Origin of the sequence: Anaerocolumna cellulosilytica (assembly GCF_014218335.1) — a bacterium.
Classification (GTDB): Bacteria; Bacillota; Clostridia; order Lachnospirales; family Lachnospiraceae; genus Anaerocolumna; species Anaerocolumna cellulosilytica.
In genome coordinates this window covers 494,769-518,617 of sequence record NZ_AP023367.1, presented here as the reverse complement: position 1 = coordinate 518,617, position 23,849 = coordinate 494,769, and the positions used below count along the sequence as shown (strand labels likewise).

Below are 23,849 nucleotides of genomic sequence, written 5' to 3'. Positions count from 1 at the left end.
ATTGTATAATAATCCCTGTCCATTTTTCAGGACTTACACTACTTAAACGACAATTTTTTCAACACTTCATATGCCTTAGCCGTAACAATATACCGACCTTTTGTATGAAGCATTTCAACATATCCATCGTCAATCAATTCTTTCAATATCTGATTTACCTTAAGTTTTCCACAGGGTACCAAATTGGCTATTTCTTGCTGATTCAATGGGCAAATGCTCTTTCCATCGATTTGTAATTGATTCTCCTTTAGAATTACCAATACCTTTGTTTTTTCATTTACAAAGCCCAGTATTTCATTCATATTCTAATCCTCATTATCTAAAAATCATTTTTTTATGGTTTTATTTTAAAACCATTTTACCATAACCACTTTTGCAAAACAAACGATTTTTGAAGTTTTATGCCATTTTATGATAATAATTATTTTACACCAAAATATGTTGCTACCGGTAATACATACCAAATAGCAACACATCACTACACTACCTACTTCTATCCCATTTCTTTTCCTGCATTCCGACCATCCGATTCATCATCTTTGCCTCGTAAATCTCCTGATACCCCTCAAACAATTCAGCACTGGATATCTTTTGATTCATCTTCCGCATAACTTCTTTATACAAGCTTAAATTATAATTATTATCAGCCATATCAAATTCGAAATACTTTGCCTTAGAAGCCACGGATAAAAGAAAATATGATTCAGGTGTAATTCCATCCACCAGCATTTCTACAGCTATTAATTCCGATTGTTCCTCTATCAAGCTGGATTTATAAGCAGTTTCTAGTTCTTTCGCTTCATCATAGATTTCTCCAAAATAAATTGGATGACCAATGCGCTTAAAATAAGCTTCCACCATAGCATATGTATCCTCCTTACCTGTCATCTGATAACGCTTCACTTTTTCTTCTACAGATAAAAGAGAATACTCCGAAAACCTATCAGGAAGTGACTCTGTATAAGCCACTAATTCAGGTTTTATTTCTGACTGATCTAGTACAATGCTTTTTAAATCTTGCTCACTTGCCAGTGGCTCCACTTGTAACGAGATATTCTGATATTGCGACTGCTCTATATGCTCCTCCAACTCCTGATGATCTTGCATCGTTTCATCCCTTTTAGGCTTCTCCTCATAAAATACCATCGGCTTCGCTATTGGTTTCTGATGCATAGATATTTTCTTATCCTCCAAATAAGAAATTTCCCTTACAATTTCAGCTTTCGACTCCAATGCTCGCTCCTCAACAAACTCAGGAATTTCAATCTTATTCGTAGCATTAATTTCTTCAAACTCTGATATCACATCCATTGCTGTATCTAACTTTTCAGCCAAACATCGCTCAGCCATTGCAACCATATTCTTGGCTTCTTTTTTCTCTACCTTTAGCTGATCCAGTTTACTGTACTCGTCAATTCGCCAATTCTGATACGCCCTCCAATCCCCATCAGAATTACAAGCTCGTTTCTTACTGGAATTTTGCTTGTAAATAGAGTCCTGAATCTTTGTAATTTCATCAATACGCTCCAGCTTACTTTCTCTAATATCAAGTAGATCCTCTATGGTACGAATATTATTATTTGCAAGAAAAAGGTACTCTTCCTGCAACTTATGGAACAACATCAAATCTTTTGCATACTTGGCTGATTTCACATAAAAACGTTTCTGCTCAATCATACGCAGACGATACATCTTTCCATAAAACTTTTTTTGATAGGGTGACATATTACTGCGCTTTATCCAAGTTGGATTTGTAGCGTGAAAGTAGGGTATATTCATACTCGTGTATTCAAAACAATATTTGAATCTGTCCTCTGCAAAGTATTCATCCATTTTATCCAAACGATGATACAGCTTACGTCCTGGCATCTTCACAGTAAGATATTCCTTCGACTTGAATTCATAGCCTAATCGCTGCATTAAAAACAAAAAATGTTCCATGCTACCAGCGTAGGAAGCACAAAACATTGCGTCTCGATGAATCATTTCCTTAAATGTCTGTTCATATTGCCATTCTTTTCTGGAAAGATTCTGCGAATTCTTCACATACTCTGCTTCGATAACGGATAATCCATATTCCTTGCAAAGCTTGTTGGTAATTGGCTGAATCACATGCTTCCAGTCACCCTCTTATAATCGTACTTTCTACCATCAAGAAGACTCACACTATTCCAAACGATGTGACTATGAATATGATCTTTATCAATATGAACGGCATAAACAGCTTCATATCTGTCACCAAGAAATTCCTCCGTGAACCTTCGTGCCATATCAAATGCAATTTCTGGTGTTCCCTCTCCCGGTTTCAAGGACAATACAATATGATAACCTTGCCTCTTATTCGTCTTCTGAAACAGCTTCTTTGTATCCATCATCTGTTCAAAGGCTGTTTCTGGCAGGCAGTTTACACTGCCCACCAAAAATAATTTCTCAGTCTTGTCTGGATTTTGAATATACTCCAGTGCATTTTGAAGATGTTGTGCCGGATTACGGTTTTTCTCTGAATTCATGTGCATGATTTTCGTAATTGCCATACGTCTAGTACCTCCTTCAAAATGTCCTGAAGCTTGACCACTTCCTGACGAGCCTCTTCTATTGCAGAAAAATATATCTGTCCTTGCGCATTTGCTAAATGTGCCATCTGGTTCACATTGTTTGATACTCCCGAAACCTTTCTGATTAACTGTGCCCTATCTGCCACATACGTTTGATCAATCCCTTTTGCATTCTGAATCAAAGCTCGCAAATATTTGCTTCGATCCATTCCTGCTGATTTCGCATCTGATTCCAGCTTTATAAAATCTTCCTCCGATAATTTTAGAGAAACATGACAATCCTTCTTACAGGATAGGTATTTTCGTTTTCCATTTGTCATATAAAAATCCTCCAATCTTCCTCTGTGTTTTGGTACAACTTTCTCTTATCTGTGCCATTGTCTTTATCTCCTTTCTTCCCTGGCTAATGCCAAAGTAATTCTCTTAGTACGGTTCACAGGGTTTGCAAGATACGGAAAAGGTAGCACTTTTCCCATCCGCAATAGCGGACGTCTTGGCAGGAGCACCTGCACCCGATATTTAGCCCACCGCAGTGGGCGATATAATATACAATAAAATTACACTTATGATATTTACCAAAAGCATAAAAATATCAGAAATGAAATCTATCAGCCTCTTCTGATTGCAAAAAGCAAGACATCTGGCACCAGTCATTTCATCAGCGATTTCTGATACCAGAATGGCTTTTTCATGATGTCATCTTTTCACAAGTGATTACATTTCTGATTTCTTTTAGAAAATGTTGTCTAAATCCAAGTACTCATTGTCAGCCACTTCCGCTTCACTGATATCAGCTTTGATTTCAGCTTCCTTTACCTCAACATTTGACGAAGTACCAACATTACACTCATTAGCCGCAACACCTCTAAACTTCTCTGCAAGTATTCTCCCAATGGATGACGCACCATCTGTTTCTCCTGCCAACAAACCAATCAAAAATCCACCAACCACCTTGGGAAGGTCTGCTGTTAATTGTTCCATCACTCCATGTGTAATCCGCTTAATAAATTCTTCTTCACGCTCTCGTGTCTCCAGATAAGGATCATCTTTCATCTCTGCCATCTTGTGATAATAGCTGTTAATTGCATCGACTATAAAATCCTGCTGTGACGAACAAATCTCCTTATCCAGTTGGTGAAGATACTCCCACGCCTCCTTATGCTTCGGATTATTGGCATAGAAGCGAACTGTCTTTTGTTCTGTATCCTTCATTTGCCCCATCTCCCTTCTTAAGCACGTCTACGTTTACGCATTGCGAGATAACAGAAATACTCGAAGCCTTTGGCATTGGCACAAATGTCATGATTAAAAGATACTCTTGCCGGTTCATACTCTCCAAATAGCTCTACCAGTTTTGCTCCACCACCCATGAAGTGCAGTTTCATCAGTTTGGAATTATAACCAAGTTCCTTTAATTTCAGGAAAATACTTTGCACATAGGTCTTCGCTGTCTCTTCCATAAACTTCAAATATTCTTCGTCTACATCAGCCCTTCCTTTCATGAGATAGGAATTCAACAGGCTTTCGTCCAGTTCCACCTGAAACTTATTGAGCACTGCATCGTGAATTAGCAAAGCGCATTGCTTCACCCCAAGAATTTCCGTCCACATCTTTTTCTCAATGGTTCTACCATCCTGAAGATACATAACATTCATAGTTCCATTTCCAATGTCAGCTAGCATATTAAGCCCCTGATAAGAACCTAACTTTTCTGCCACAGCAGCATAACATTGTGGCATTACACTACACCCAGTAATTTCTACGAAATATTTACTTCCACAATAGGTAAATTCCACATGCTTATTTCGTAGCAAATACTTCTTGAATTCCTCCTGCTGTACGTCCCTCCATTTTAGTGGTAATCCTACCGCAAGGTGAACTTGCTCTCTTGTAATGCCTCTTAATCGAAGTTCCTTTGCAATCGCTGCAATGGTAAGAATATAAAAATCATCATCGTTAATTTTTTCAGAAGCATATGGCTTATGTCCCTGATTCAGCACATAATACTTTCCCGCAAAGAACAGATAATCTCTGCTCATAATTGGCTCTGTGTCATATACCGCCATTCCATTGCTAAATACTATATTTGCTGTTTTCATATTTCCGAAACCGTGATCTACAGCAATAATCAGGCTCCCATCTACTCTATATTGATTCATAAAAAATCCTCTCTTTCTTGTGTTTGCTAATTTTAGTGAAACTGTCTGACTACGTCATGAAGCACAACTTCCTCTGCCATCATTCGCGCCTGGTTACGAAGGTGTAACTGTTCTATAAAGGAATTAGAATTCTTTGGTCTATGTTTACTCAGCCATCTGACTTCAATGTCTTCTAACAGTTCGTATGCTGTTTCATTAACCATTTCTGCTCGCTCCTTTAATTCTCCAAAGCGCAATAGACTACGATATCGCTGTGGGTAAGTTAACTTAATATGTTCAATCCACATACGACCATATTTCCCAACATTGTGACACTGGTTATCCTCCGATGGAACAGATAAAATCGGATAAAAAATTCCAGCAACCTCCTGATACTCTATCCCCATCTTCTCAAATATTGTTTCTTCCTTCATGACACATACGTCCTTTCTTTTATAATCTGCAAGACCGCAACACCGCAAAGCCTATTGTGTTTGCAACCTTGCAATCATGTGTAACACCGCAATTTTAAGACCGTAAAATCTGATACTTTGCAATGTTGCGGTCTTACTATCAAATCTCATTCATATCATCTTGTTTCAAATCCCAGTACCAGATATTGTTGACCCGCTTTGCTTTAATTCCTAATTCCTTCTTGGCACTTTCCAAGGTCCTCTTGGAAATTCCTTCACCCAAGGCAATATCCATAATTTCGCTACTCGGCATCATGGTCTTGTCTGCACACAAATCTTTCAATAACTGCTTTGCCTGTTCCAATTTATTTGCTTTTGGAACAACCCCACCAAGTACTTCATCCGCAGTAATATCATAATCACCTATCCAGCAAAAACCATCTTCTTCAAGGGCAAATGCTTTGGCATGTCCAAAGGCAGCTAAGTTATTCTTAATCTGAATCACCGCCATCATTTGTTCCTGCCCTTCGATTCGCCCAACTAGAATCATGCTTCTTGCAACTGCAAAGAAATCTATAGAACCCATACCACGATATGCTGCTTTTGCACCACCACCTTTATTCATGTGACCGATAAGAACAATGGCGCACCCCGTTTTCTCAGCTAATGCTCCAAGCTTTTTGGTCATATCACGAGCTTCATTGGCACGATTCATATCCGTACCACCACCAAGATATGCCTGAATCGGATCTAGGATAAGGAGTTTTGCTTGTTGTTTCATTATCGCCTCCTCTAATCGCTCATCTACCATAGATACTGATTTTTCACTTTCATCTATAATAGAAATCCGACTACAATCGGCTCCTGCAAGTTCTAGCCTAGGCTTCACAGTGTCAGCCAAACCGTCTTCTGCCGTTTGGTAAATTACATTTATTGGTTCCGTAGGTTTCATTTCATCATCAAGGCCTTCTCCCATTGATAGTCTAGCTGCTATATTCAATACCAAAGTACTTTTACCATCTCCAGGATCACCCTGAATGATGGTAAGTTTTCCATATGGAATAAACGGATACCAAAGCCAATCGATGGAACTCGCCTGAACATCTGCCATATTAATCATCTTTAGTTCAACTTTTGCTTCCTCCACAATTATCACTCTCCTTCCCTGCTGTACTTTTTCCTTCCCACAAATATCGTGCACCTTCAAGCATCCACAAAATAGCTTTTAGCATATATTCGTAATCAAGCTGTAATTCCTGCATTTCTTCACTGGTTATCTGAATATCTTCTGATAAAATCTGTTCATTCAACTGATAAAGATTTTGTTGCATTTTCTGCAACTCCTCCACCAACACATATACCGTCTCTTTCTTACCAACAACACACACATGGTTATAAATACAGGAACGAACAAAATAATCTTTTTTCTGCATTCCACTTGCCTTAATCTTCGCTTCAATTTCTCTTCTTTCATAATCGGAAATACGAAAACTAATCGTTGGATTCTTATGAACTCCCGGCATTATTCATCACCTTCCTTATCTGTAATCACAAATGCATCATTTAACATGGTTGCCATCTGTTTTTGCTCACTTGGAAACATATGGGCATAGCGAAAAGTTATATCTGAACTTTCATGACCTACTCTTGAACCAATGGCTACGGCTGTAAATCCCATGCTGATTAAAAGGGATACGTGGCTGTGGCGCAGGTCATGGATTCTGATTCTCTGCACTCCTGCTTTCTTAGCCCCACGATCCATTTCATGGTGCAAATATGTTTTTGTAATATGAAATAACCTATCTTTCTTGGTAATTCCATATAACCGACTCATATAGTCCTGTAGTTCATCACGCAAGAAATCAGGAATCACTACATCTCGTTTACTCTTTGGAGTCTTTGGATCTGTAATAACATCCTTACCCCTGATTCGCTGATAAGATTTTGTGATATGAATCATACTCTTTGGGACATCAATATCTGCTGGTGTTAGTGCTAATAGTTCCCCCATACGAAGACCACACCAATATAGAATCTGAAATGCGTAATAGGAAACTGGCTTGTCCTTTACCTGCTCGATAAATTTCAAATACTCTTCTTTTGTCCAAAAGAGCATTTCGTCTGCTTTCCCTTTTCCCAATGGTCCTGCCTTCACTACCGGATTCTCTTTCAATTCATAAAAACGTACCGCATGATTAAATAATGCGCTTATCTCCGATTGAATTGTTTTCAGGTAAGTAGGCTTAAATAATGCTCCTTGCGGATTCTTAAGCTTAATCATTTGGTTCTGCCACTGAATAATATCTGTCGGCTTGATATCCTTCATTTTCTTATCCTTAAAATAAGGGAGTATCTTGCTGTTAATAACCGCTTCTTTCGTGTTCCAAGTATTTTCTTTTAATTTGGGTTTCATGTCTCTTGTATAGGCTTCGACAAAGTCATCAAAAGTCATTTCCAAATTAGCCTCTTCCTTCATGCGAAAATGCTGCTCCCACTCTAATGCCTCTCTTCTGGTTTTGAAACCACGCTTCAATTTGCGCTTGTTCTTGCCAGTCCAATCGTAATAATGGAACGAGACATACCATGTGCCTCGCTCCTCATCTTTATATGCTGCCATCAATTTCTCCTTTCGTTACGCTGTTACTGTTACTCCGTAAAACTTCTCTTCAAAATACTTAATTGCTACTTTGCCAGGAATGGTAATAAAACCTTTTGCGTCAAGCTCTTCATTCATCTGTTTGATGAGCTTATACGCATATGGTTTTGAAATGCCAAGCATTTCAGCCATCTCAGCTGCTGTAATATAAATTGCTCCTTCCATCCGTCCACCTCCTTTGTATAAAAATTTCAAAATCTAACTAGGGACCTTGAGAACCCCCCGGCCGCTCAACTATTGTTTGGACTATTGCAGCAAGATCAGGTGCTATAACTCACGTTATAGCTACGGTTTTCCTGTTTGGAAAATCGTTGGCGTTCTGTGTATTCATATGTTGTTGATGTTTCGGTGTTAGAAATTCTTTCTAACACTATCGCGGTGCTCCTCGAATACTTATGCAAGCATAGTATTCTCATCGCTACTCGCGTAAATCAACCTCGGCTATTCGCCCCGGGCCTGCTCTTGTGTGAGATATTCCCGCCAGTTCTGGGAGTGTCATCATCGCTCGCTTCCTTATCAGAAGGTCTTGGCGAATGTCTGTTAACATATGGTACCGCTCATTCAGTTGTATTAGTATTCGCTTCATAGCGAATGCCCTATTGTGATACCCATTATAATTCGCCTCATAGCGAATGTCAATATTATTTTCGCCTCTAGGCGAATATTTTTATTTACTGTATCTCATTTATCAGATATAATAAGTCCTATAAGGTTTCATTTTTATTTAATTTCCAGTAAAGGAGGCAGACTATGACCATTGGTAAAAAAATAAAATTTGTACGAAAACTCAGAAAAATGACCCAGCAGGAACTTGGAGTTGCTGTTGGTTTAGAAGAAAAAGGCGCTGCAAATCGTATTGCACAATACGAATGCGATTACAGAGTTCCTCAAAAAGACATGCTTATAGATATGGCAAAGGCTATGGATATCAATCCCCTTAACTTTGTCAGCGAAGTTCCAGGAAGCGCAGAAGATATTATGCAGACTTTCTTCTGGCTGGACGAAGATAACCGTGGTGCAATCAATCTTTTTTCTCTTATCCGTAGTAATAAAAAAGAAAAAGCCACCACAAAGGCGGTAGCCCAATATGATGACAATGATGATTACTGGCCAGATGAACCGCCAGTTGGTATGTGGTTTAATTATGGATTGGTTGATGAATTCATGAGGGAATGGATGATTCGAAAGCAGGAGCTGGCAAAGAAAGAGATTACAGAAAATGAGTATTTGGAATGGAAACTGAATTGGCCGGATACTTGTGATGATTGCAAAAATACAACAAAATATAACTGAAAATTATTATTATGTAACGAGAATGGAGGCTGTTATGTATTTTAATTATTGTTGCAACTGCACAACAAAAGAATGTACTTATTCAAGTACTAAAAATATATTTGAACTGCTATTAAATGATAACTATGAATTTGCTGGATGCCCTGACAAAGAAGACGCTATAGAAGTTCAAAAATTATTATTAAAGATGAATCCGAATAGAAAACCGTATATTCTTAATAATTCCAGTCATTGTACTGCTGATATACGACTGATGAATAAACTAAATGAAGAAATATATTTAGAAATCAAAAGAATTCCTTTTGGTTTTGAATCCAATAAAGAAATAGGTAGCAGTAAAGCCCTTGAGCGCATAGTGTTCCTAATATCGGAAATATTTAATACCTACGAAGAACATGCAGATTTTATACGAAAAAATTATACAATCTGTATTAAAAATGGTTATATATGCGAATTCGATAAAGAAAATTTTGATATTGAAGATTATATAGATAATTCAAATAGTAATACAAGTGAAATCTCTCTTTTTATATCAGAATTCATTAATTATGTGTACGATAATAAATCCAATCTAGATAAATTTACTTTTTCAAGAAACCGAATTCCAATTGAAATCATATTTAAGTCCGGATTACCATTTAATTCTGCTACAGAATCATCCTCACCTAGTGATTCTACAGAAGATTGCTCTTCCTCAAATGTAGATCTACATACAATTGAATTATTGAATGTAATTATACAGCTAAATGATTTTTATTTCGAAATACCTGCTAACAATTCAAATAAAATTAACATGCATGAGTATCTTAAATTAATAACAGATCCAACGCCCATTCTCACACAGGTTATTAAGAATCTTGACAAAGCCAAAAATAGTTTTTATGGAATAGAACGTGGTAGATATGTAATTCAAGAAATTTTCTTCAAGATTGGGAATGATGCTTTATATTCAATGGAGAATGATTCAGTAACCCCTATTGGCCAGCAATTTTACAATAATATGATTACCGAACTTACATCTGTACAATATAAGATTAATGAATATAAAAATTATTATGACAAATGCTTTCTGTTCTTCACGTTAGGTGATAGTACGTATAGATCAGAATTATTCTAATCAATTCTCAAACCATCTTATCCAGATTATGGATTGGAGAATCGAAAGGAGTATACTTAATTAATGGAAAATATAATCTATTACACACTAGCAGTGCAGAAGATATTATGCAGACTTTCTTCTGGCTAGATGAAGATAACCGTGGTGCAATCAATCTTTTCTCTCTTATCCGTAGCAATAAAAAAACCACTACAAAAGTGCTAGCCTAATATGATGACAATGAGGATTACTGGCCAGATGAACTGCCAGTTAGTATGTGGTTTAATTATGGATTGGTTGATGAATTCATGAGTGAATGGTTGATTCGAAAGCAGGAGCTGGCGAATAAGGAGATAACTGAAAATGAGTATTTGGAATGGAAATTGAATTGGCCAGATACTCGTGATGATTGCGGAAAGTTTGTATCGCACAAAAAATGGCATAATTAGAGTAAGTAGATTTATAAATAACATACTAAGGAGGAATTTTATGTTATATTACCCAGGATTTGAAGCACAGGATATCAATTGGTTAAAATTTGCATTATTATATTTAGATGAAATAAGACCTATTATCCCAATGATTCCATATGATAAAGAGACTTATTTAAGTTCACACACAATTCAAATAATTGATGAAACTAATTTGATACGTCCATATCAGCCTGATTATGATGAAGGAGCATGGGCATCTCAAAAGGCAATAGAGGAGTTCGAACAGTATCTGCAATATCCACATAGATATGGTGGACGATTTGGCCATCCCTACCATAATACAAATAGTTACACAATACGAGATAAGTGGCGGAATCGCTCAACCCAAAACTACACTCTGTATAACGGAAAATTCTCACAAGACTTTCACGATTTCTGTATTTTAGAAGGCATTGCTTCTGAATGTGATTTTGGAATTAAGATTAACGAAGATTTAGCATATCTATATATGAGCTTTTTAGCCGAGAGGATATCGATATTACAAGAAATGGATTCCATTACTGATTCTTCTAAATATAACAATTTACTTTTAAATCGCAATAAAAAAATAGCAAAGCGAAATCATTTAGAATTACAATATGCTCAGAGTAACATTGAAATTAATTTACCAAAAAACATTTCACAAATACCACTTAATACTATTATTGAACTAAGATCTTCTAATGACTTTAATCAGCTTCGTTATGCTTATGTAAGCGAAATTAAAAATCTAATAGTTGCTAAAGAAAATAATACACCAGGATATTCACTTACTGACTTATTAAGCTATAAAAGTGACTTTATTAGAATCTGCGAAAATAGTTTTGAAATGTTGGGCTCCATAATTTTAACAACTTATGGAATAAATCAATTATTGAATGGAAATTTAGATAGTGCATCTTTCTTAAACGTTGCTGCTGGTGCTTACATCGACAGCCGAACTATCCCTAACTTTATAAATAATCTTCCTCACTCAATTGAGAATATAAATGAAAAGCATCTAACAAGAAAATACTTAGCACAGATTAATAATTTATCATAAGCGTATATATTACTATTTGCTTGACATTTAAGAGGAGGTATATACATGTATCAATGGCCTGCAGAGGTTAAAGAAATTATCGGCTCTATACTCTACACAAAAAAACCAATTAGTGTATATGAGAAATATTTATTCTCACCTTTTATCAGCAAAATTAACGTAATTCTTTTTGATTGCAATGGAAATACAGATTTTGAAAATGTAAACAATGAAATTCAAATTAACAAGTATTCAATTGTTAATTTAGGTGACTATAATAAAACAATATTATTAGATTCAAAAATGTGGAATTCACCCAAAAAAGAACTTTTAATTAGACATGCACCACAATCAATTTAGATTCAAATATTATATCTATGCTACAGAAACAATTTCAAAGCGATCAAATAATTGATCAAGACTTTTTTAATCTACTAATTCATATTAAGCAAAATAACCTAAGGTTAAATTCTTCACCTTATCTTTTAGAAGATAGTCTTAATTCGTTAGGGATGAAAAACGAAGAAAAAGCGTATTTAAGTCTTTTAAGGTTCTTCACCTTTGATAGAATTACATTGAATGATTTACATACTCTTTCTTTTCAATCTGATATCAGCGATTATACATATTCTGATGCTGCTTGGAATCAAATGAAAGAAATGCGTTTAACTCAAAAAGAAAACGAAAAAAGAGCTAAAAGTATTTATTGCTTATTAATTAAAATGTTTATAATTGCTTTTTCAACGAAAGAAAGTTCAAAAAATAAACTGGCTCAACTTATTGATTTTACAAACAAACAACTTGGTGTTTACTTTGAAAACGGTATCATTTTAGCTTATTGGTATTTTGATAGATCCGAAGAATGTGTAACAAGGTTTTTTGCAAAGATACAGCCATTGGCAAAAGAAAAACTTAGAAAGATAGAGGGTATGGCATGGGATTTATTTCATTTATGGAATCTCCCTACTGAAATGGCAATGTTATCCAATATGTATAATTGCTTATCATTGCAGTCTCTTGCTACCCATGATGAATCCCTTGCGCAAATCGCTAAACGAAATCCTATAACAAGAATGGCTTTTTACGAAAATGAAGCACAAGTAAAATATAAACATTCCATAGTTTCCATAATAAATGATTCAACTATAAACTCTTTGCTTTCCGAAAAACAAACCGAAAGAGAAAAAATTTGTGAATCTGTCGATTTAGTAAAACTAGCACACGGTTTAGAAAATGAGCTACTCGACTTATTTCCAGAATAAATCTAGGTATCAAAAAGGTATCACACATCAAAGAAAAGCCCCAAGAACCGCGTAAATACGCCATTCTTGGGGCTTTGTTCTCTACTCAAACTCTATCGTTGCCGGTGGTTTCCCAGTACAATCATAGAGTACTCTATTAATATGTTTAACTTCATTTACTATCCTTGAGGATACCTTACCAAGTACTTCCCAAGGCAGGTCTGCTGCTTCTGCTGTCATAAAGTCGGTAGTTGTTACCGCACGTAATGCTACAGCATAGTCATAGGTTCTTTCATCACCCATTACGCCTACAGAACGCATGTTGGTAAGTGCAGCAAAATACTGTCCGATGCTTCTGTCAAGACCTGCATTCGCAATTTCTTCACGGTAGATATAATCTGCTTCCTGTAGTATCTTAACTTTCTCTTCGGTTACTTCACCAATGATACGGATGGCAAGACCAGGTCCTGGGAATGGCTGTCTGAATACTAACTTTTCAGGAATTCCAATTTCTAATCCGGCTCTACGTACTTCATCCTTGAATAAGTCACGAAGTGGTTCAATGATTTCTTTAAAATCTACATAATCGGGAAGTCCGCCTACATTATGGTGGCTCTTAATGACTGCAGATTTACCAAGACCGCTTTCAATTACGTCAGGATATATGGTTCCCTGTACTAAATAGTCAACGACTCCGATTTTCTTGGCTTCTTCTTCAAAAACACGGATAAACTCTTCGCCGATTATCTTTCTCTTTTCTTCCGGTTCTGCTACGCCTGCTAATTTATCATAGAATCTTTGCTGCGCATTGACACGAACAAAGTTAACGTCAAACTGCTCGGTGAATATCTTTTCAACTTCATCACCCTCATCTTTACGAAGAAGACCATGGTCTACGAAGATACAGGTAAGTTGTTTTCCAACCGCTTTGCTTATCATAACTGCTGCAACAGAGGAATCTACACCGCCGGATAAGGCACATAACACTTTTTTATCACCTATTTTTTCTCTCAATGCTTTAATGGATTGTTCAGTAAAGGAATCCATCTTCCAGTCACCGGAACATTCACAGACATTGTATAGGAAGTTACGAAGCATCTTTGTTCCTTCCTGGGTATGAACTACTTCCGGGTGAAACTGTACACCATATAGGTTCTGGGAAGGTTTTTCAAGAGCCGCTACCGGACAGGATGCAGAATAGGCGGATACAGTAAACCCTTCTGGTAATTGCTCAATATAATCCGTATGGCTCATCCAGCAGATAGATGTATCTTTCACGTCTGCAAACAGCTTTGATTCGTTCTTAACGGTTATTTCAGTTTTACCATATTCTCTAAGAGGCGCTTTGGACACTTTTCCTCCTAAGGAATAGGTCATTAACTGTGAACCATAGCAGATTCCAAGTACTGGAATGCCTAATTCAAAGATTCCTTTATCACAGGCTGGTGCATCCTCTGCATATACGCTGGCTGGTCCTCCGGTAAATATAATTCCCTTGGGATTGATTTCTTTGATTCTTTCTAGACTTGTATCATAAGGTAATACCTCACAGTATACGTTGCATTCCCTTACTCTTCTGGCTATCAACTGGTTATATTGGCCGCCAAAATCCAGGACAATTACGATTTCCTTATCCACTGGTAATTCCTCCTAATAGATTCATCATTAATTAGTATCGGTTTATTTTAAAACACATAGACCTATTTTACAACATTTCTTTCTTGAAAACCAGTAGAAAATACTGTTTCAATCCTCTGATTTCTGTACATGTTATCTATACTTTTTATTTTAGTTCGTCCAGCGTCTTATAATAAGACGGCAAAAACTCCCCCATAAAGATTTCTACCTCTTTCAATTCCATGTCTAAAAGACTTTCTTCTATTGTCTCTTTCGCACTGGCGAATTCCATATTGCCCATCTTTTCTTCCTGTATACATTTGACCAGAGCGGATAGTTTATCCGCCGCCTTTACCAGCTTCCAAAGATATGCTTCCCCTTCCTTGGGAAAATATAACGGATAGTATTCTTCTTTGATATCCTCCGGCAGCATATTTAACAACCTGTTGGCCGCCAGCTTTTCAATCTCTTTAAAGGCTCCTTGCATTTCACTGTTGTAGTACTTAACAGGTGTGGGCATATCCCCTGTTATAATCTCCGTAGAATCATGATATAATGCAATTAATGCTGCTCTTTCGCTGTTTAACTCTTTTCCCAGCCTCTTATTGCCGATAACTGCCAGAGCATGGGCTATCATACTGACCTCCAGAGAATGCTCCGATACATTCTCTGATTGAGAATTACGCATAAGCGCCCATCGTTTGATATACTTCATTCGTGACATCATTGCAAAGAAATTGCTTTCCATTTTTACACCATTCCATTCTTCTGTAGTTTTATTTATATAAATTAAATTATTGCGTTTTTCTAACAAAGTAGAATAGCTTGCATGCGTAATATCTTCATACTTTGTTAGATAGCACAATATATTTCAATTGATTTCGTTTAAATTTAATTGCTTTGAATTCAGCAACAGCGGTTCTTGCGAACCGCTGCAAACTATCTGACAGCCATTATGGTTGAATGACCATCAAATCTTATATATTTCCAGAACTTTATGTTCTTAGTTGAAAGACCCGTGTGTTTCATCCGACAGATAACTGGACTAATTAAAATTATTTGACTCACTATCATTTTCTGCGTTGTCTTCAATCAGCATAGACACTGTGCTATGCCTCAATTCTCCGCCTAGCAGGTTGAACATTCCTTCTGCATATTTAGAATAATTACCAACTTGGGCAGTACATTAGTTTCAAGAATACTATTATACAGCTTCTTCCCTGTTATCATTAAGCATTTTCTTGATATAATGACCGGTATAGGATTTTTTATTCTCCGCTACTTCTTCCGGTGTTCCTTTTGCAATAACTGTACCACCCTTATCTCCGCCTTCCGGACCCATATCAATAATATAGTCAGCCGTTTTTATTACATCCAGATTATGTTCAATAACGACTACGGAATTACCGCCTTCTGATAACCTGTGCATAATTTCGATTAGCTTATGAACATCGGCAAAGTGAAGTCCTGTGGTTGGTTCATCCAAAATATAGATGGTCTTACCTGTGCTTCGTTTGCTTAATTCCGTAGCAAGTTTGATACGCTGTGCTTCACCACCGGACAGAGTTGTAGAGGGTTGTCCCAGTCTGACATAGGATAAGCCTACATCGTATAATGTCTCTATTTTTCTACGGATGGAAGGAACGTTTTCAAAGAATTTCATAGCTTCTTCTACTGTCATATCCAGTACATCATAGATGCTCTTGCCTTTGTACTTTACTTCCAGAGTTTCACGATTATATCTCTTGCCACCGCATACTTCACACGGTACATAGACATCGGGCAGGAAGTTCATCTCTATTTTGATAATACCATCACCGCTACAAGCTTCACAGCGACCGCCTTTAATGTTAAAGCTGAAACGCCCTTTGCTATACCCTTTCATTCTTGCATCCTGGGTTGCAGCGAATAAATCTCTTATCTGGTCGAATACTCCGGTATAGGTTGCCGGATTTGACCTAGGTGTTCTTCCAATCGGTGACTGATCAATATTAATTACTTTATCCAGCTTATCAATTCCTATCATATCGTCATGTTTTCCCGGAATACAACGTGCCCTATTTAAATCTCTTGCCAATCTCTTATGAAGAATTTCTGTTATCAGTGAGCTCTTACCGGAACCGGATACACCGGTAATACAGGTCATTATGCCAAGAGGTATATCAACGGATACATTCTTTAGGTTATTTTCCTTTGCTCCCTTAATGGTCAGATGACCGGAGGGTTGTCTTCTCTCCTTAGGCACCGGAATTCTGATTCTTCCGCTCAGATAAGCTCCGGTAATAGATTCTTCCACCTTCATGATTTCCTGTGCAGTTCCGGCTGCTATGACTTCACCGCCATGCTCGCCGGCTCCGGGTCCGATATCTATAATATAGTCTGCTGCAAACATGGTATCTTCGTCATGCTCTACCACAATTAGGGTATTTCCTAATTCCTTGAGATTCCTTAAGGTCTTTAACAGCTTATCATTATCCCTCTGGTGAAGGCCGATACTTGGTTCATCCAGAATATATGCCACACCAACTAAACCGGAACCAATCTGGGTCGCCAGACGGATTCTCTGTGCCTCACCACCGGATAGAGTTCCGGTTGCCCTTGCAAGACTTAAGTAATCCAAGCCAACGTCCATAAGGAAGCCCACTCTTGCCCTGATTTCCTTTAATACCAAATCACCAATCATCAACTGAGTGGGTGTTAAATCCAGATTGTTCATAAATGCACTTAAGTCGCGTATAGAATAGTCTGTAACCTCTGATATATTCTTTTCTCCTACGGTTACAGCCAGGGATTCTTTCTTTAACCTGCGTCCACCGCATTCTTTACAAGGTGTAGTCTTCATAAAGGTTTCATATTCCTGCTTAGAGCTTTCCGAACCGGTTTCACGGTACCGTCTCTCTACATTTCTTATTAATCCTTCAAATGCTACATCATATACCCCTTCTCCACGCTGTCCCTTATAATGAACCTTTACAGATTTTCCGTCTGTACCATGAATTATCATATGACGAATTTTCTCCGGCAAGTCCTTGTAAGGGGTGTCCAGATTAAATTTATATTCCTTGGCTAATGCTTCTAAAGTACATCTGGTATAACTGGATTTGTCTACCGCTGATTGCCAGCCGGGTGCTGCAATCGCACCTCCTGCAAGACTTAAGGAGGTATCCGGTATTAATAGTTCTTCTGAGAATTCCATTTTGATTCCAATACCATGACATTCCGGGCAGGCACCAAAAGGATTATTAAAGGAAAAACTTCTGGGTTCAATTTCTTCAATACTAATTCCACAATCCGGGCAGGCAAAGTTCTGGCTAAAGCTTAAGGGTTTGCTATCCTGTACATCTACAACCAGTAGGCCATCGGATAATTTTAAGACACTTTCAACTGAATCGGAAAGTCTTTTTTCAATACCTTCCTTAACAATCAGACGGTCTACAATGATTTCTATGTTATGTTTAATATTTTTCTCTAATTTTATTTCTTCCGTCAATTCATACAGGTGTCCGTCTACCATAACCCGGACATAACCGCTTTTCTTCGCCTGTTCAAAAAGCTTTACATGTTCGCCCTTACGTCCTCTAACGACTGGTGCCAAGAGCTGTATACGGCTTCCTTTTTCCAGATTCATTATATCATCAACCATCTGGTCTACGGTTTGCTTCTTTATTTCTTTCCCACATTTCGGACAATGAGGGATACCGATTCTGGCATAAAGCAGACGGAAATAGTCATAGATTTCCGTTACCGTTCCAACGGTAGAACGAGGATTACGGTTAGTTGATTTCTGGTCTATGGAGATAGCAGGGGATAAGCCTTCTATACTTTCTACATTGGGTTTTTCCATCTGCCCCAAAAACTGTCTCGCATAGGAAGATAAGGATTCCATATATCTTCTTTGACCTTCAGCATAAATTGTATCGAAAGCCAGAGATGATTTTCCTGAACCGCTTAATCCGGTCAACACGACAAACTGGTCTCTGGGTATGTTAACACTAACATTTTTTAAGTTATGTTCCTTGGCACCTCTGATTTTAATATACTGTTTCTTATCAGCCATTTTTAACTCCAATCTGTGCATTCCAGCACTTTTTACACGATACAAATATGAAGCAGGTCATGAAATTTATAATACTTTTCATCATAGGTTCAATTACTTGCCAAATTTGCTTGCAGACTTTACTGGTCAAGAATTAGTGTATAAAATTTAAATAAATCCCCTGTTCCACCTTTGTTCGTCCTCTATATTAATCTTCATCTATATCATGAAGCTGTTTTTTCAGTTCTAACAACCGGTCTCTTAATTCTGCCGCCATCTCAAAGTTCAATTCTGCCGCTGCTGTGTGCATATCCTTCGTTACCTTTTTAATAACAGCCTCCAGCTCTTTCTTATTCATGGATTCCGGATCTTTTTCCATCTTGTAATAATCTTTATCGGCTTTTTTAGAGATACTGATAAGTTCCCTGACCTTCTTCTGGATGGTTGTCGGGGTAATTCCATGTTCTTCGTTGTATTTTTCCTGGATAGCCCTTCTTCGGTTGGTCTCCGAGATGGCTTTATTCATGGAATCCGTCATTTTATCGGCATACATAATAACCCGTCCCTGTGAGTTACGGGCAGCACGTCCTATGGTCTGTATCAGTGAGGTTTCCGAACGCAGGAACCCTTCCTTGTCCGCATCCAGAATTGCTACCAGAGTAATCTCCGGTATATCAAGACCTTCTCTTAGTAGATTGATTCCAACTAGTACATCGAACACATCTAGTCTCATATCGCGTATGATTTCTGAACGTTCTAACGTATCGATATCCGAATGAAGATACTTCACCCGAATACCCACTTCTCTCATATAAGCAGTTAAATCCTCTGCCATACGCTTTGTTAGAGTTGTAACTAATATTTTATTCTTAGCCGCAACTTCTTTATTTACTTCACCAATCAAGTCATCAATCTGACCTTCAACCGGCCTTACGAATACTTCCGGGTCTAGTAAACCGGTTGGACGGATAATCTGTTCTGTACGTAACAGCTCGTGTTCCTTTTCATAGACGGAAGGTGTGGCAGATACGAACATCATCTGATTGATTTTACTTTCAAACTCTTCAAAGTTCAGAGGTCGATTATCCTTAGCAGACGGCAGACGGAAGCCATAATCAACCAGTGTACTCTTTCTGGCCTGGTCTCCTGCATACATACCACGAACCTGAGGTATGGTGATATGGGATTCATCCACAATAATTAAGAAATCTTCGGGAAAATAATCAATCAAGGTGTGTGGTGTGCTTCCCGGCTCCAAACCGGATAAATGTCTGGAATAGTTCTCAATACCGGAACAAAAACCAGTTTCTCTTAACATCTCTATATCAAAGTTGGTTCTTTCTGATATTCTTTGTGCCTCTAACAACTTGTCCTCACTTTTAAAATAACGGACACGTTCGTCAAGCTCTGTTTGTATGGTTGATATGGCACCTTCCAGCTTTTCCTTTGATACTACATAGTGGGAAGCCGGGAAGATTGCTATATGCTCTAAACTACACTTTATCTCACCCGTGAGTACATCAATCTCTGTTATCCGGTCGATTTCATCACCGAAAAACTCTACTCGGATTGCTCTGTCATCAGAAGTTACCGGAAAGATTTCCACCACATCCCCGTGTACCCGGAAGGTACCACGCTTAAAGTCCATATTGTTTCTATCATATTGGAGGTCAATCAGCTTTCTAAGTACTTCATCTCTTTCCTTTATCATGCCAGGTCTAAGAGAAATAACCATCTCTTGATAATCAATGGGGCTTCCCAGACCGTAGATGCAGGATACACTGGCTACAATAATGACATCTCTTCGTTCTGCAAGCGCGGCGGTTGCGGAATGCCGCAGCTTATCAATTTCGTCATTTATAGCGGAATCCTTCTCTATATAGGTATCTGAGGAAGGTACATAGGCTTCCGGTTGATAATAATCATAATAACTTACAAAGTACTCCACCGCATTCTCTGGAAAGAACTCCTTGAATTCACCATAAAGCTGGGCAGCAAGGGTTTTATTATGTGCTATAATCAAGGTAGGGCGGTTTAATTCCTGTATGACATTCGCCATACTAAAGGTTTTACCGGAACCCGTCACACCTAACAATGTTTCAAACTGATTACCTTCTTTAAAGCCTTTTACTAAATCTGCTATAGCTACCGGCTGGTCTCCGGTGGGTGCAAATTCTGAAACAAGCTTAAATTCACTCATAGTATTCGTCCTTTCTGCCTCTAAATAGTGTACTAAATATATTTTTATAGTAAATGTTCATTACTATTTTTTACAACTCAATACATTCTAACATTTAGACATTATATCACAGATATTTTTTAAAAGCAATGTTTTCCGAATGTCTGTTCTTTATTGTTAAGTATTTCCTTAATCAAATAAGCATGGCAATATAATCACCATGCTTACTCTTTTATATTATTTATTCATTTTTTCTTTTACAATACCAATTGCTTTTTGAAGTTGATTATCTTCACTTTTTTCAATTACTACTTTTTGTTTTAAACCTTCGGCAAGCTCTACGGTTACATCCGGTTCAATACCGATACCGTGAATATTTTTACCGTTTGGCGTAAAGTACTTGGATACGGTTACTTTTATAGCAGTTCCGTCAAATAAAGGTATGATAGACTGTACAATCCCTTTACCAAAGCTGGTGGTTCCAACAATCGTTCCAAGTTCATAATCCTGAATAGCACCCGCAAAGATTTCAGATGCACTGGCACTGTTCCCGTTGATTAACACTGCTAAGGGTTTATCAAATTTTTCTTTTGCATCAGAGAATTTTTCATCTTTGTTGCCATATTTATCTTCAGTATAGACAATAAGTCCTTTGGGCAGCATGCGGTTTAACATATCTACAACTGTATCTAATAAGCCTCCGGGATTATTACGGATATCTACAATTAACCCTTTTTGTCCCTGACTTTCTAAATCGGCAAGAGCATTTCTAAACTGTTCCGCAGTAATTTCATCAAATTCTGTTACGGCAATGTAACCGATTTTATCTTCTAACATTTCATATTCAATAGTCGGGACTTCTATCTTTCTCCTTGGTATGGAGAATTCCAGTGGTTCGTCCTCGCCTTCACGGATAATTGTTACCTGGGCTTTTGTACCCTCTTCTCCCTTAATACGGCTGACTACCTCTGTTAAATCAAGTCCCGTAACTTCTTCCCCGTTTACTTTATAAACAACATCTCCTGGGAGTAATCCAGCTTCATAAGCGGGGCTTGTAAGAAAAGGTTTTACTATGGATATGATACCTGTTGTTACATTCTGGCTTACTGTTGCCCCGATTCCATAATATACACCGCTTGATGATTCCATTAAGGCATCATATTCTGCTTTGGTATAATAGGTTGAATATGGGTCTTTCAGACTTTGCATCAGGCCTTTGTAAATACCTTCTGCCAGCGCCTCATCATCTACATCCTCCATATAATATTGATCAATCAACGCTTCCAGTTTATGAATTTTTTCAATAATTTTATCCGTAGCTTCTTTACTTTCCGACGCGGAGACTATATCCTCTTTCGCTGTATTGCTATTCTGTGGCAGTATATTATTATTTCCTTCTACCTGTGTAACATAGATGGTAAGTACTATGGTAAATAAAAACAATGCACCTGCCAGACCTGATAAAAAGCCTGACATAAATTTATTTTTCATTGATAATACCTTTTGCATAACACGCCTGTAACCAGTGTGTTATTGCCACTATTAATAATGGTTGAAAGAATAAAAGTGGCTTCCTTTCTTTCAAAATTTTCTTTCAGCCTGTGTGAAAGTACTTTCTTTCTCCCCTATGCCACCGACATACCTATTTACATGGATGAAATCATATATTATAAGATACTTTACTTTTTGAGTACGCTAAAGGCTCTATACATTATATACGTTAATTACTAACATAATTCAACGGATTTACATAACCACCGTTTACGGATACCCCAAAATGTAGATGCGGCCCTGTTGACACTCCCGTTGAACCTACTAAGGCAATGGTTTCACCCTGGTTAACCTGCTGACCTACTGATACCAGCAGTTTAGAACAATGCATATAAACCGTGAATGTACTGTTACCATGGGATATCATAATATAATTCCCTGCTGATGAACTATGAGCAGCCGTTACAACAGTTCCAGACGCAGCTGCCACTATCTCAGTTCCGGTACTTGCACCGATATCAATCCCTTTGTGATATGTACTGGCACCTGCTGTTGGTTGATTACGGTTTCCAAAATATGAGGTAATGCGTCTACTGGCAGGTACCGGCCATGCAAAACTGGTGGTTGATGTATTATCACTGTTATCAGCCGGCTCTTCATTGGAGGGTTCTTCTGTAGAAGAAGTATCTCCGCCGTTTTGCTCCTGTCCCTGGTTATTCTTTTCCTGCTCTTGTTTCTTTCGTTCTTCTTCCTGACGCTTTCTTTCCTCTTCCTTACGTTTGCGTTCTTCTTCTTTCTTTCGTTCCTCTTCCTCAATACGCTTTCGTTCTGCTTCTAACAAATCTTCAATGACCTGTTCCTGTTCTGCTAGCTTTGAACTGTATTCTGCGGATAAAGATTCTGTCTCGTCGATGCTGGCTTCGTATTTAACGACCTCAGCATTTTTATCTTTTACAAGGCGGGTTATGGTATCCTGCTCATAGGTAAGTTCTTCTTTTAAGCCATTTAATTCTTCAATCTTAGCCTCAAGCTTCTGTTCTTTATTAATAACATCCTGTTTGAGTTCTTTATATTCACCTAACAGATTGTTATCATACTGGGTTATTTTAGACATATACTCAATCTGATTTAGCATCTCGGACAAATTATCTGATTTTAGAATCAGTTCAAAATAATCAGTCTGCCCGTTCTCATACATATATTGTATCCGTTTTTTCATGGTGGAATACTGGTTCTCTTCTGTCAGTTTCGCTAATTCAAGTTCCTCTTTTGCCACCTTCAAATCTTCATTGGTTGCTTCGATATCCTTATTCAGAGTATATACTTCTTCAGCAAGGTTTTCTAATTCCTTATCTAGTTTTTCTATATAATTAAGTATATCACCTTTTTCTTTTTCTAATTCCGCTAATCGTAATTCTGTTTCTTGTTTCTTTTTTTCAAGGTTAGATTTTTCTTCCTTTGCCTGATCTATCTCGGTTGCAAAGGAATGAAGATATGGATAACCCACCAACATGGTGACCGCAAGGGCAACAAGTATACCCTTTTGTCGGTTACCCACCCTTTTTAAGAAGGTACTGCACGTTCTAAACCACGTTTTCAAAAAGTTCTTCCAGTTTTTCTCCATCTGTTCTCTCTCCCAT

22 protein-coding genes are annotated in these 23,849 nt (G+C 37.7%); 5 read left to right on the top strand and 17 right to left on the bottom strand.

From position 1 onward, the window contains the following. Nucleotides 1–38: 38 nt before the first annotated feature. The 11 genes from acsn021_RS02385 to acsn021_RS02335 form a co-directional block, all read right to left on the bottom strand. Nucleotides 39–302 carry a helix-turn-helix domain-containing protein gene (locus acsn021_RS02385; protein WP_184092679.1) on the bottom strand — a complete coding sequence of 88 codons (264 nt, stop codon included), beginning with the start codon at nt 300–302 and terminating at the stop codon, nt 39–41. A gap of 181 nt (nt 303–483) precedes the next feature. Further along, the gene (locus acsn021_RS02380) at nt 484–2,112 is read right to left on the bottom strand and encodes a hypothetical protein (protein WP_184092680.1); all 1,629 of its coding nucleotides are present in this window, start codon (nt 2,110–2,112) and stop codon (nt 484–486) included. Next, a complete protein-coding gene (locus acsn021_RS02375; RefSeq protein WP_184092681.1) occupies nt 2,109–2,534 on the bottom strand; it encodes a relaxase/mobilization nuclease domain-containing protein in 426 nt (141 codons plus the stop codon). The genes acsn021_RS02380 and acsn021_RS02375 overlap by 4 nt, the downstream gene beginning before the upstream one ends. Further along, entirely contained in the window at nt 2,507–2,875 is a 369-nt protein-coding gene (locus tag acsn021_RS02370) for a plasmid mobilization protein (protein ID WP_184092682.1), read from the bottom strand. The genes acsn021_RS02375 and acsn021_RS02370 overlap by 28 nt, the downstream gene beginning before the upstream one ends. A gap of 412 nt (nt 2,876–3,287) precedes the next feature. Further along, entirely contained in the window at nt 3,288–3,767 is a 480-nt protein-coding gene (locus tag acsn021_RS02365) for a hypothetical protein (protein WP_184092683.1), read from the bottom strand. A 17-nt stretch (nt 3,768–3,784) separates the two neighbouring features. Then, the gene (locus acsn021_RS02360; protein ID WP_184092684.1) at nt 3,785–4,714 is read right to left on the bottom strand and encodes a ParM/StbA family protein; all 930 of its coding nucleotides are present in this window, start codon (nt 4,712–4,714) and stop codon (nt 3,785–3,787) included. 32 nt (nt 4,715–4,746) lie between these two features. Further along, nucleotides 4,747–5,127, bottom strand: a complete 381-nt coding sequence (locus acsn021_RS02355) for a TnpV protein (RefSeq protein ID WP_184092685.1) — start codon at nt 5,125–5,127, stop codon at nt 4,747–4,749. 139 nt (nt 5,128–5,266) lie between these two features. Continuing rightward, nucleotides 5,267–6,253: an AAA family ATPase gene (locus acsn021_RS02350; protein WP_184092686.1), complete on the bottom strand. Its 987-nt coding sequence runs from the start codon at nt 6,251–6,253 to the stop codon at nt 5,267–5,269. After that, nucleotides 6,234–6,629, bottom strand: coding sequence for a plasmid mobilization protein (locus tag acsn021_RS02345; protein ID WP_184092687.1), 396 nt, complete (start codon nt 6,627–6,629; stop codon nt 6,234–6,236). The genes acsn021_RS02350 and acsn021_RS02345 overlap by 20 nt, the downstream gene beginning before the upstream one ends. Then, on the bottom strand, nt 6,629–7,723 hold the full coding sequence (locus acsn021_RS02340) for a site-specific integrase (RefSeq protein ID WP_184092688.1): 1,095 nt from the start codon (nt 7,721–7,723) through the stop codon (nt 6,629–6,631). The genes acsn021_RS02345 and acsn021_RS02340 overlap by 1 nt, the downstream gene beginning before the upstream one ends. Before the next feature lie 15 nt (nt 7,724–7,738). After that, nucleotides 7,739–7,927 carry a MerR family transcriptional regulator gene (locus acsn021_RS02335; RefSeq protein WP_184092689.1) on the bottom strand — a complete coding sequence of 63 codons (189 nt, stop codon included), beginning with the start codon at nt 7,925–7,927 and terminating at the stop codon, nt 7,739–7,741. Nucleotides 7,928–8,512: 585 nt separating this feature from the next. Here acsn021_RS02335 and acsn021_RS02330 point away from each other — a divergent pair. From acsn021_RS02330 to acsn021_RS02310, 5 genes are all read left to right on the top strand, one after another. Further along, entirely contained in the window at nt 8,513–9,055 is a 543-nt protein-coding gene (locus acsn021_RS02330) for a helix-turn-helix domain-containing protein (protein WP_184092690.1), read from the top strand. Next, nucleotides 9,024–10,172, top strand: a complete 1,149-nt coding sequence (locus acsn021_RS02325) for a hypothetical protein (protein WP_184092691.1) — start codon at nt 9,024–9,026, stop codon at nt 10,170–10,172. Before acsn021_RS02330 ends, acsn021_RS02325 begins: the two co-directional genes overlap by 32 nt. A 468-nt stretch (nt 10,173–10,640) precedes the next feature. Beyond that, on the top strand, nt 10,641–11,666 hold the full coding sequence (locus acsn021_RS02320) for a hypothetical protein (RefSeq protein ID WP_184092692.1): 1,026 nt from the start codon (nt 10,641–10,643) through the stop codon (nt 11,664–11,666). A 45-nt stretch (nt 11,667–11,711) separates the two neighbouring features. Next, on the top strand, nt 11,712–12,005 hold the full coding sequence (locus acsn021_RS02315) for a hypothetical protein (protein ID WP_184092693.1): 294 nt from the start codon (nt 11,712–11,714) through the stop codon (nt 12,003–12,005). A gap of 17 nt (nt 12,006–12,022) precedes the next feature. Further along, nucleotides 12,023–12,907 (top strand): hypothetical protein, encoded by an 885-nt coding sequence (locus tag acsn021_RS02310; protein ID WP_184092694.1) that lies wholly within the window; start codon nt 12,023–12,025, stop codon nt 12,905–12,907. An 81-nt stretch (nt 12,908–12,988) separates the two neighbouring features. Here the strand turns inward: acsn021_RS02310 and guaA are convergent, their stop codons facing one another. The 6 genes from guaA to acsn021_RS02280 form a co-directional block, all read right to left on the bottom strand. Then, nucleotides 12,989–14,524 (bottom strand): glutamine-hydrolyzing GMP synthase, encoded by a 1,536-nt coding sequence (guaA, locus tag acsn021_RS02305; RefSeq protein WP_184092695.1) that lies wholly within the window; start codon nt 14,522–14,524, stop codon nt 12,989–12,991. A gap of 145 nt (nt 14,525–14,669) precedes the next feature. After that, nucleotides 14,670–15,251: a 5'-deoxynucleotidase gene (yfbR, locus tag acsn021_RS02300; RefSeq protein WP_184092696.1), complete on the bottom strand. Its 582-nt coding sequence runs from the start codon at nt 15,249–15,251 to the stop codon at nt 14,670–14,672. A 456-nt stretch (nt 15,252–15,707) separates the two neighbouring features. Further along, the gene (gene uvrA, locus acsn021_RS02295; RefSeq protein ID WP_184092697.1) at nt 15,708–18,560 is read right to left on the bottom strand and encodes an excinuclease ABC subunit UvrA; all 2,853 of its coding nucleotides are present in this window, start codon (nt 18,558–18,560) and stop codon (nt 15,708–15,710) included. A gap of 187 nt (nt 18,561–18,747) precedes the next feature. Next, a complete protein-coding gene (uvrB, locus tag acsn021_RS02290) occupies nt 18,748–20,739 on the bottom strand; it encodes an excinuclease ABC subunit UvrB (protein ID WP_184092698.1) in 1,992 nt (663 codons plus the stop codon). A gap of 216 nt (nt 20,740–20,955) precedes the next feature. Continuing rightward, nucleotides 20,956–22,209: a S41 family peptidase gene (locus tag acsn021_RS02285; RefSeq protein ID WP_184092699.1), complete on the bottom strand. Its 1,254-nt coding sequence runs from the start codon at nt 22,207–22,209 to the stop codon at nt 20,956–20,958. 229 nt (nt 22,210–22,438) lie between these two features. Beyond that, nucleotides 22,439–23,833, bottom strand: a complete 1,395-nt coding sequence (locus tag acsn021_RS02280; protein ID WP_184092700.1) for a murein hydrolase activator EnvC family protein — start codon at nt 23,831–23,833, stop codon at nt 22,439–22,441. Nucleotides 23,834–23,849: the final 16 nt, after the last annotated feature.